Source organism: Zestomonas ipomoeae (genome assembly GCF_057128665.1).
Map to the genome: position 1 here is coordinate 46398 of NZ_JBSKHQ010000028.1, position 10843 is coordinate 57240.

The 10843-nt window shown below is 62.1% G+C and carries 6 protein-coding genes; 3 read left to right on the forward strand and 3 right to left on the reverse strand.

Features of this window, described 5'->3' with window-relative positions; all coding sequences use genetic code 11:
* Window positions 1–12: 12 nt before the first annotated feature.
* The 3 genes from ACWKV7_RS22355 to ACWKV7_RS22365 form a co-directional block, all read right to left on the reverse strand.
* Window positions 13–3768, reverse strand: coding sequence for a nitrate reductase subunit alpha (locus ACWKV7_RS22355; protein ID WP_483859912.1), 3756 nt, complete (start codon window positions 3766–3768; stop codon window positions 13–15).
* Between the two features lie 75 nt (window positions 3769–3843).
* A complete protein-coding gene (locus ACWKV7_RS22360) occupies window positions 3844–5253 on the reverse strand; it encodes a NarK family nitrate/nitrite MFS transporter (RefSeq protein WP_483859913.1) in 1410 nt (469 codons plus the stop codon).
* A gap of 21 nt (window positions 5254–5274) precedes the next feature.
* On the reverse strand, window positions 5275–6537 hold the full coding sequence (locus ACWKV7_RS22365) for an MFS transporter (protein ID WP_483859914.1): 1263 nt from the start codon (window positions 6535–6537) through the stop codon (window positions 5275–5277).
* A 237-nt stretch (window positions 6538–6774) separates the two neighbouring features.
* Here ACWKV7_RS22365 and ACWKV7_RS22370 point away from each other — a divergent pair, with 237 nt between their 5' ends.
* From ACWKV7_RS22370 to ACWKV7_RS22380, 3 genes are all read left to right on the forward strand, one after another.
* On the forward strand, window positions 6775–8577 hold the full coding sequence (locus tag ACWKV7_RS22370) for an ATP-binding protein (RefSeq protein ID WP_483859915.1): 1803 nt from the start codon (window positions 6775–6777) through the stop codon (window positions 8575–8577).
* Window positions 8574–9215, forward strand: coding sequence for a two-component system response regulator NarL (gene narL, locus ACWKV7_RS22375; protein ID WP_483859916.1), 642 nt, complete (start codon window positions 8574–8576; stop codon window positions 9213–9215). The genes ACWKV7_RS22370 and narL overlap by 4 nt, the downstream gene beginning before the upstream one ends.
* A 380-nt stretch (window positions 9216–9595) precedes the next feature.
* Window positions 9596–10723 (forward strand): hypothetical protein, encoded by a 1128-nt coding sequence (locus ACWKV7_RS22380; protein ID WP_483859917.1) that lies wholly within the window; start codon window positions 9596–9598, stop codon window positions 10721–10723.
* Window positions 10724–10843: the final 120 nt, after the last annotated feature.

Genomic DNA, 10843 nt, shown 5'->3' on the forward strand with positions numbered 1-10843 from the left:
GGTCGGTACTCCTCAAAGGTCCTGCGGCAGGGGTTGGGGCAGCGCTTCGCCGTCCGGCCCGTCGAGCCAGTCTACCTTGGCCATCTTGCGCACCACGACGAACTCGTCGCGGTTGCAACCGACCGTGCCGTAGTAGTTGAAGCCGTAGGCTTGCTGGGCGTAGCCGCCGATCATGTGGGTGGGCTTGAGCACCACGCGGGTCACCGAGTTGTGGTGGCCGCCGCGGGTCTTGGTGGTCTCCGCGCCGGGCACGTTCACGATGCGTTCCTGGGCGTGGTACATCATCACCATGCCTTCCTTGACCCGCTGGCTGACCACCGCGCGGCAGGCGATGGCGCCGTTGGCGTTGAACACCTCGACCCAGTCGTTATCGACGATGCCGGCCGACTTGGCGTCGATCTCCGAGAGCCAGATGATCGGGCCGCCGCGGCTCAGGGTGAGCATCAGCAGGTTGTCGGTGTAGGTGCTGTGGATGCCCCACTTCTGGTGCGGGGTGATCCAGTTCAGCACGATCTCGGTGTTGCCATTGGGCTTCTTGCCCTTCACGTAGTCGATGGTGCGGGTGTTGATCGGCGGACGGTAGCTTTGCAGCTGCTCGCCGAAGGCCTGCATCCACGGGTGGTCCTGATAGAACTGCTGGCGGCCGGTGATGGTGCGCCACGGGATCAGCTCGTGCACATTGGTGTAGCCGGCGTTGTAGCTGACGTGTTCGTCTTCCAGACCGGACCAGGTCGGGCTGGAGATGATCTTGCGCGGCTGCGCCTGGATGTCGCGGAAGCGGATCGCCTCGTGCTGCTTCGGCAGCGCCAGGTGGGTGTGGTCGCGACCGGTGAATTCCGACAGCGCGGCCCAGGCCTTGACCGCCACGTGGCCGTTGGTTTCCGGCGCCAGGGACAGGATGACCTCGGCGGCGTCGATGGCCGACTCGATCTGCGGACGGCCCTGACTGACGCCCTGCTCGCGGACCTTGTGGTTCAGCTCACCGAGGAACGCCACTTCATGCTCGGTGTTCCAGCTGATGCCCTTGCCGCCGTTGCCGAGCTTGTCCAGCAGCGGGCCGAGGGAGGTGAACTTCTTGTAGGTGTTCGGATAGTCGCGCTCGACCACCGCCATGTTCGGGCAGTTCTTGCCCGGCTGCGGGTCGACCCCGGCGGTTTTCCAGTCGGTGCCGCCGAACGGCTGGGCCAGTTCGCCGTGGCTGTCGTGCATCAGCGGCACGGTGACCAGGTCCTGCTCGACGCCCAGCTGCCCCTCGGCCATCTCGGAGAACTTCTTGGCGATGCCCTTGTAGATCTCCCAGTCGGACCGCGACTCCCAGGCCGGGTCGATGGCGGCCGACAGCGGGTGGATGAAGGGGTGCATGTCCGAGGTGTTCATGTCGTCCTTCTCGTACCAGGTGGCGGTCGGCAGGACGATGTCGGAGTACACGCAGGTGGAGGACATGCGGAAGTCGAGGGTGGTGACCAGATCGAGCTTGCCGATGGCACCCTCGTCCACCCACTCGGCCTCGCTGGGCTTCACGCCACCGCGCTTGCCGAGGTCTTCGTTCATCACGCCGTTCTTGGTGCCGAGCAGGTACTTGAGCATGTACTCGTGACCTTTACCCGACGAGCCGAGCAGGTTGGAGCGCCAGACGAACAGGTTGCGCGGGAAGTTGACCGGGTTGTCCGGCTGCTCGCAGGAGAAGCGCAGCGAGCCGTCCTTCAGCGACTTAGTCACGTAGTCCACCGGCGACAGGCCGGCAGCCTTGGCGTCGCGGCAGATCTGCAGCGGGTTGCGGTTCAGCTGCGGCGCGCTCGGCAGCCAGCCGGCGCGCTCGGCGCGGATGTTGTAGTCGAGCATGTGCTCGGGGAACTGCGACTTGTCGGCCAGCGGCGAGAGCACTTCGTGGATGCTCATCTTCTCGTGGCGCCACTGCGAGCTGTGGTTGTAGAAGAAGCTGGTGCCGTTCATCTGCCGTGGCGGGCGGCTCCAGTCCAGGCCGAAGGCCAGCGGCAGCCAGCCGCACTGCGGGCGCAGCTTCTCTTGGCCGACGTAGTGGGCCCAGCCGCCACCGGTCTGGCCGACGCAACCGCAGAGCATGAGCATGTTGATCAGCCCGCGGTAGTTCATGTCCATGTGGTACCAGTGGTTCATCGCCGCGCCGACGATGATCATGGAGCGACCCTTGGTCTTGTCGGCGTTGTCGGCGAATTCGCGGGCGATCTGGATCGCCTTCTCGCGCGCCACGCCGGTGATCTGCTCCTGCCAGGCCGGGGTGCCGGGCACGCTGGCGTCGTCATAGCTGGTAGCGACGTTGGCACCGCCCAGGCCGCGGTCGATGGCCAGGTTGCCGGCCATCAGGTCGAATACGGTGGCGACCTTGGCGCTGCTGCCGTCGGCCAGGGTCAGGCTCTTCACCGGCACGCGGCGGGCCTGGATGGCGTCGCCCTCGACATGGGTGAAGTGCTCGTGGGTCTGCCCGCCGAAATACGGGAAGGCCACCTCGGCTGCTTCGCCGCCGTCGATCAGGCTCAGCTTGAGGTCGACCTCGCGGCCTTCGCCGCCTTCCTTCGCCTCGATGTTCCACTTGCCCTTCTCGCCCCAACGGTAGCCGATGGAGCCCTGCGGGGAGACCAGCTCGCCGCTGCTGCCGTCGAGGGCGATGGTCTTCCACTCGGGGTTGTTGGCCTGGCCGAGGTTGTCGGCCAGATCGGAGGCACGCAGGAAGCGATCGGCGACGTAGGCGCCATCCTTCTCCTTGAGCAGCACCAGCACCGGCAGGTCGGTGTAGCGCTTGGCGTAGTCGGTGAAGTAGGCGCTCGGCTTGTCGAGGTGGAATTCCTTGAAGATGACGTGGGCGAAGGCCTGGGCCAGCGCCGCGTCGGTGCCCTGCTTCGGGTTGAGCCAGAGGTCGGTGAGCTTGGCCACCTCGGAGTAGTCCGGGGTGATGGCCACGGTCTTGGTGCCCTTGTAGCGCACCTCGGTGAAGAAGTGAGCGTCCGGGGTGCGGGTCTGCGGGACGTTGGAACCCCAGGCGATGATGTAGTTGGAGTTGTACCAGTCGGCCGACTCCGGCACGTCGGTCTGCTCGCCCCAGACCATCGGCGAGGCCGGCGGCAGGTCGCAGTACCAGTCGTAGAAGGACAGGCACACGCCGCCGATCAGCGACAGGTAACGGCTGCCGGCGGCGTAGCTGACCATGGACATGGCCGGGATCGGCGAGAAACCGATGACGCGGTCCGGGCCGTACTGCTTCACGGTGTAGACGTTGGCGGCGGCGATGATCTCGTTGACTTCATCCCAGCTGGAACGCACGAAGCCGCCCAAGCCGCGCTTGCTCTTGTAGCTCTGCGCCTTGGCCGGGTCCTCGACGATGCTCGCCCAGGCGTCCACCGGGCTCTTGCTGGCCCGCGCCTCGCGCCACAGCTTGAGCAGCGGCTTGCGCACCTTGGGATACTTCAGGCGGTTGGCGCTGTAGATGTACCAGCTGTAGCTGGCGCCGCGCTGGCAGCCGCGCGGCTCGTGGTTGGGCAGGTCGTTGCGGGTGCGCGGGTAGTCGGTCTGCTGGGTTTCCCAGGTGATCAGGCCGTTCTTCACGTAGATCTTCCAGGAGCACGACCCGGTGCAGTTCACCCCGTGGGTGGAGCGCACGATCTTGTCGTACTGCCAGCGCGAGCGGTAGACGTTCTCCCAGTCGCGGGACTCCTTGCGGGTCTCGCCGTGGCCGTTGGCGAACTCGCCTTGCTTCCGGGTGAAGAAGCGCAGCTGGTCGAGTAGATGGCTCATCGTTGTTTTTCCTCTCAGGCTCACGCGGGGTCTTCGCCCCGCGCGTGTCGCGTTGAATGGGGTCGAAAACCGGGCCTAGCAGGGCGCCTCGGCGCCCTTGCGCGAATACCACCACCAGGTCACCAGCAGGCAGCTCACGTAGTAGCCGATGAACACATACAGGGCCATGTGCGGGCTGCCGGTCAGGGCTACCGAGGTGCCGAAGGATTTCGGGATGAAGAAGGCACCGAAGGCACCGATCGCAGAGCTGAAACCGAGCACCGCGGCGGACTCCTTGGTGGCGTTCTTCAGCGCCTGCTCGCGGGTGGCGGCCGGCTTGCCGGCGCTGGCACGCTCATGCTGGGTGCGGAAGATCACCGGGATCATGCGGAAGGTGGAGCCATTGCCCACGCCAGTGGTGACGAACAGCAGCATGAACATCGCCAGGAAGCCGTAGAAGTCGCCGGCGGCACCGCTGGCGGGCAGGAAGTGCAGCACGCCGAACACCGCGCCGATCATCACGATGAAGTTCCAGAAGGTCACCCGCGCGCCGCCCAGCCGATCCGCCAGCCAGCCGCCCAGCGGCCGTACCAGGGCGCCGACCAGCGGGCCGAGGAAGGCGAACTTGAGCGCATCCACCGCCGGGAACTGGGTCTTGATCAGCATCGGGAAGCCGGCGGCGAAGCCGATGAAGGAGCCGAAGGTGGCCAGGTACAGCCAGCACATCAGCCAGTTGTGCTTGCGCTTGAAGATCACCGCCTGGTCGGCGAAGGACGCCTTGGCGCAGGTCAGGTCGTTCATGCCGAACCAGGCCGCCAGTGTGACCAGCGCAATGAACGGCACCCAGATGAAGCCGGCGTTCTGCAGCCACAGCTGGCTGCCATCCGGCAGTTGCTGGGCCGCGCCGCCCAGGCCGCCGAACAGGCCGAGGGTGATCACCAGCGGCACGCAGAACTGCATCACCGACACGCCCAGGTTACCCAGGCCGGCGTTCAGGCCTAGCGCGGTGCCCTGCTGGGCCTTGGGGTAGAAGAAGCTGATGTTGGACATCGACGAGGCGAAGTTGCCGCCGCCGAAACCGCACAGCAGCGCGATGATCACGAAGGAGCTGTAGGGCGTGCCGGGGTCCTGCACGGCGAAGCCCATCCACAGCGCCGGGATCAGCAGCGAGGCGGTGCTGATGGTGGTCCACTTGCGCCCGCCGAAGATCGGCACCATGAACGAATAGAAGATGCGCAGCGTGGCGCCGGACAGCCCCGGCAGCGCCGCCAGCCAGAACAACTCGTCGGTGCTGAAGCTGAAACCGATGCTGTTCAGGCGCACGATCACCGCGCTCCAGACCATCCATACGGAGAAGGCGAGCAGCAGCGCGGGAATCGAAATCCACAGGTTGCGGGTGGCGATAGCCTTGCCGATGCTGGCCCAGAAGCCGGCGTCCTCGGGGCGCCAATCGTGGATCACCGGGCCCGAGCTGGGCGGCGGTGCCATTTTGTTCACGGCGGTCATGGTGGTTTCTCCTCGTGGGAATCAGGACGCCGCGGACATCGGGCCTTGCGCGCCCTTGCCCATCAGCGGTGTTTTGCGGACTTCGCTGAAGTACATCCAGATCAGGGAGACCCAGACCACGCCGTACAGCAGCATGAAACAGGAGGAGCGCACGCCGGTGAGGTCCACCAGGGCGCCGAACATGATCGGCAGGACGAAGCCGCCGAGACCGCCGGCCAGGCCGACGACGCCGGAGATCACCCCCATGTTCTGTGGGTAATCGTCGGAGATGTACTTGAATACCGAGGCCTTGCCGAAGGCGAAGGCGATGCCGATGACAAACATCAGCACGGTGAACAGGTATTCGTTGAGGCCGATGTGGAAGGACTTCGGTCCATCGACGGTCTGGATGGTGAAATCGGTCTGCGGGTAAGAGAGGATGAACAGGCAGATCCAGCTCACCCACATCACCCACCAGGTCACGCTCTGCGCGCCCCAGCGGTCGCTCATCCAGCCGCCGACGGCGCGCAGCACGCCACCCGGCAGGGAAAAGCAGGCGGCCAGCAGCGCGGCGGTCTGCAGGTTGAAGCTGTACTCCTGCACGTAGTACTTGGTCATCCACAGCGCCAGTGCCACGTAGCCGCCGAAGACGATCGAGTAGTACTGGCAGTAGCGCCACACGGTCGGGTCCTTCAGGGCCTGCAACTGCTGGCGGAACGTCACGCTGCTCGCCACCCGGTGGCTCTTCTGCTCGCTGGTGAGGAACCAGAACAGCAGCGCGGTGACGAACATGATCGCCGAGTAAACCTTCGGCACCATCTGCCAGCTGGCGGCAGCGATGATCGCCGGGGCGACGAACTTGGTCAGCGCGGCGCCGGCGTTGCCCGCGCCGAAGATGCCCATGGCGAAGCCCTGGTTCTGCTTGTCGAACCACTTGGCGACGTAGGCGATACCTACCGAGAACGAGCCCCCGGTCAAACCGACGAACAGGCCGAGCACCAGGAAATGCCAGAACTGCGTGGCCTCGCCGATCAGGTAGATCGGCAGCACGCAGGCCAGCATCAGCACGAAGAACACCGGGCGACCGCCGAACTTGTCGGTCAGCATGCCCAGCGGCAGGCGCACCAGCGATCCGGTCAGCACCGGCGTGGCGGCCAGCAGGCCGAATTGGGTTTCGTTGAGTCCCAGCAGCTCTTTGATGGGCACGCCGATCACGGCGAACATCATCCAGATCATGAAACAGACGGTGAAGGCCAGGGTACTCATGCCCAACACCAACCCCTGACGTACCTTGTGACTTGCCATGGCCGACTCCTCGTTCGCTTGCCATGGCTCGCACACTAGGTAGCCCTTTGCCCCCTTCACTTGATCTGCATCAAGAAGCCAAACGCCGCTCCAGGCCTATGCTGTGCCCCACTACCCCTTAAGTGGTAGATCGGATTTCAAACGAAATTCCTTTACCAATCAGCTACTTGAGCGTTCGTAGTAGTAGATGGCCAGCCATACGCGGGCCGAAAGAACTCTTTGGAGGTAGGTAGCGGCATGCTGCGCTGGATACACAGTTCCCTGCCGGTTCGCGCCGGCCTGGCGGTGATGCTGATCGCCATCCTCGCGCTGGGCAGCGCGCTGAGCGCCGGCGTTATCGCCTGGCTCAGCGAAGATGACGCCGCCGCCATCAACACCGCCGGCTCCCTGCGCATGGCCACCTACCGCCTGTGCTGGAAGCTCGAGGCCGGTGCCGACGCCCGGCAGGTGCGGACACTAAGCGAGGACATCCAGAACCGCCTGCACAGCCAGGCCCTCAAGCAGGTGCTGCGCGGCACCGGCAGCTCGCCCCTGCACCTGGCCTATGCCGACCTGCAGCGACGCTGGAGCGAGGAGCTGCGCCCGGCTCTGGAGAGGGGCGACGAGCGCTCGTTCCAGGCCAACGCCGATGACTTCGTCGAACAGCTCGACCATTTCGTGCTGTTGCTGCAACAGCAGAGCGAAAGCAAGCAGGGCTGGCAGCAAGGCATCCAGGGCATGGCGCTGTTCATCACCGTCATCGTGCTGCTGGTGGGCATGTACGAGCTACAGGGCAGCGTGATCAGCCCGCTGCAGGAACTGGTCGGCGCCACCGAGCGCTTTCGCGCCGGCGACCTCGGCGCGCGGGTCGACTACCGCTCCGAGGACGAACTGGGCCAGATGGCCCTCAGCTTCAACGCCATGGCCGACGCCATCGAAGAATCCCACCGCACCCTGGAAAGCCGCGTCGCGCAGAAAACCCAATCCCTCGGCCAGGCCAACGCCGCGCTGGAACTGCTCTACCACAGCAGCCGCAGCATCGCCTCCGGGCAGGCCGACGCCGAGCGCCTGGACGAACTGCTGCAAAGCTTTCAGAGCCGCCTTCCGGGGCTGCGCCTGTCGCTGTGCCTGCACAGCGGCGGCGAGAACCACGCCGAACAACTGATCGCCCTGCACGGCAACGAAACCCGCGAAATCTGCGCCAGTAACGACTGCGCCACCTGCGAACGCCAGCAGCGCGTCAACCTGCTCACCTGCCGGGTACACAGCCAGGGCCATCACCTCGGCGAGCTGCGCGCCAACTTCCGCGACGGACGCGCGCCGCAATCCTGGGAAAGCGAGCTGATCCAGGCGCTGGCCGACCTGATCGGCACCGCCCTGTCGCTGGAGCGCACCCGCGAACAGGAACACCGCCTGCTGCTCTTCGAAGAGCGCGCGATCATCGCCCGTGAACTGCACGACTCCCTGGCCCAGGCGCTGTCCTACATGAAGCTGCAGGTCAGCCGCCTGCAAACCCTGATGCGCCGCGGCGAAAGCCATGAACAGCTGGAAGCGGTCAGCAACGAACTGCGCGACGGCCTCAACAACGCCTACCGCCAACTGCGCGAACTGCTCACCACTTTCCGCCTGCAGATCCAGGACGGCGGCCTGGACCAGGCGCTGGACGACACCACCCGCGAATTCGCCGAGCGCGGCCAGTTTCCCGTGCTGCTGGAAGTCGAACCACTGGCGTTCAACCTCACCGCCAACGAACAGATCCACCTGCTGCAGATCGTCCGCGAGGCGCTCTCCAACTGCGCGCGGCACGCCGAGGCCGAACGCGTCTGGGTGCACCTGCGCCAATCCGGCGAAGAGGTCGAACTGAGCATCGACGACGACGGCATCGGCCTGACCGCCGACTTCGACCAGCGCCAGCACCACGGCCTCAACATCATGCAGGAGCGCGCCCGCAGCCTCGGCGGCCAGCTCGACCTCGGCCACCGCGAACCCCGCGGCACCCGCGTGCACCTGCTGTTCCGGCCGCACTTCCTCGGCCATCACCAAGAGAGAACCGTCGCATGAACACCGCCCACCGTCACAGCATCCTGCTGGTCGACGATCACCCGATGATGCGCCGCGGCATGCGCCAACTGCTGGAGCTGGAAGACGACTTCAGCATCGTCGGCGAGGCCAGCGACGGCGAACAGGCCCTGGAGCGGGTACCGCAACTGCAACCGGAGCTGGTACTGCTGGACAACAACATGCCTAAGCTCAACGGCATCGAAACCCTCAAGCGCCTGCGCCAGGCCGGCTATGTCGGCAAGGTCCTGCTGTTCACCGTCTCCGACGCCGAAGAAGACGTGCGCGACGCCCTGCGCCAGGGCGCCGACGGCTACCTGCTCAAGGACATGGAGCCGGAAAAACTGATCCAACAGATCCGCGACGTGCTCGACGGCGAACTGGCCGTCAGCCCCACCCTCACCCGCGTCCTCGCCCAGGCCCTGCGCACGCCCCAGGCCGCCCCCCAGGTGGAACTCACCGAGCGCGAACGCCAGGTTTTGAAGATGGTCGCCGGCGGCAACAGCAACAAAATGATCGGCCACAAACTCGGCATCACCGAAGGCACCGTGAAAGTCCACGTAAAGAACCTGCTACACAAACTCGGCCTGCGCTCGCGGGTGGAAGCGGCGGTATGGGCGCTGGAGCATATGCGGGGGTGAATCCCCCACGCGCATAGCCCGGTAGTTCGCCCCCCTCCTCCCCTCGCGGGAGAGGGGCCGGGGGGCACGCCTAGTGGAGAGGGGAAAGCTATAGGCCGCCTAGGTGGCGGGAAGGGTGCGAGCGAAATGCCACACCCTAGAGTGCCAATGGACCGTTCAGCGGCAAATCGCCAGCATTTACCTGACAAAACGCAGCGGGGCGGCTAGTTTGGACCTTGTTTTCGAGGTGTCTAATTCATCCTTGATCAAGTCCCCTAACACAGAAAACCGTGATACTTTTCAAGGGGTTAGCCAACCACGGAAAGTATTAGGCGCCACTTATGGTGTAATTCAACGCCCCATTTAGGGGGCCTAATTCTTGTTAGAGCTCAAAGAGAATCGTGAAGCCATCTAAATATTGTGTGTTTTGCGGGCAAAAGCCTAATAGCAAAACAAAAGAACATGTAATACCGCACTGGCTTATTTCCTTAACAGGAAAGCCGCAAAGAAAAGTCAATCTTGGAATGATTAAAACTGCGGATGAAAAAGCCTTCACCCAAAGACAATATTCATTTGACGCCTTCACGTTTCCAGCTTGTGACAAGTGTAATCAAACATATTCAGAGCTGGAGGGGAAGACCAAAAATATAGTTGAGAAAATTCTTAGCGATGACAATTTAACAGCTAGCGAAGTTAGCATTCTTCTTGATTGGTTTGACAAAGTCAGGGTTGGCCTATGGTTGGGTTACCATCAGCTAGATAAAAATATCGCCAACATTAGCCCGACATTCCATATTTCCACACGAATCGGCCAGTATGATAGGGCGCTTTTTGTTGCAAAGTCAGACTCTTCCACTCCAAAACTTAACTTTGGCGGATCGGACACTTTATCTTTCGCCTTTACCCCAAGCGCTTTCACTCTAATTATAAATAACTACTATTTTACTAATGTTTCTTTTCATTTTCTTTTCTCTAGACGCATTGGATTCCCATACCCCAAAACTATTAAGGCCATCCCTGAGGAAGAGTCGGATAGTCGAGTTGAGGCTGACATATCTAAAGGCCAAGAGAGAATAATGCACCCATTAATTCGATTCCCGACTGGGCTTAGGTGCATAGAAATATATCAGCCTATGTTTAAAGGCGGCCTTATTGAAGGTCAGATTGAGGACTATAATTGTGATTATGTTCGATCCAACAGCCTAGATTTCGAAACCGGCGCAGGAGCAATATTTAAAGTTGAGGACGGAGTTTTTACAAGGCACTTACATAATGAGGAAATAAAATTATCCCCATTACATACCTACAGAGATGAGATTATTTTCTTCAAATCGGCAATTAATGTTTTAAAGTGGCAAAATTACCTAAACACCTTACAGCCAGATACTAGCCCTTTAACCAAAGATCAAAAAAAATACCGCAAAACGATATTCAGCAAAGTTAGCAATATCAACAACTACTTAATAAAAACGCAAGAAAATCATCTTAAAAGATCTAAGGATGGTCTGAAAAGGCTTCCCGAATCTTGAATGATGCAGCGTGGACTGAAATACCAATTGATACGTAGCGCTCTAACAATTGGTATATGGACTCTCCCCACAAGCAGTGAGGACAGCTTTTTTCGATCCTGTCGTCAGCGCGGTTGCATT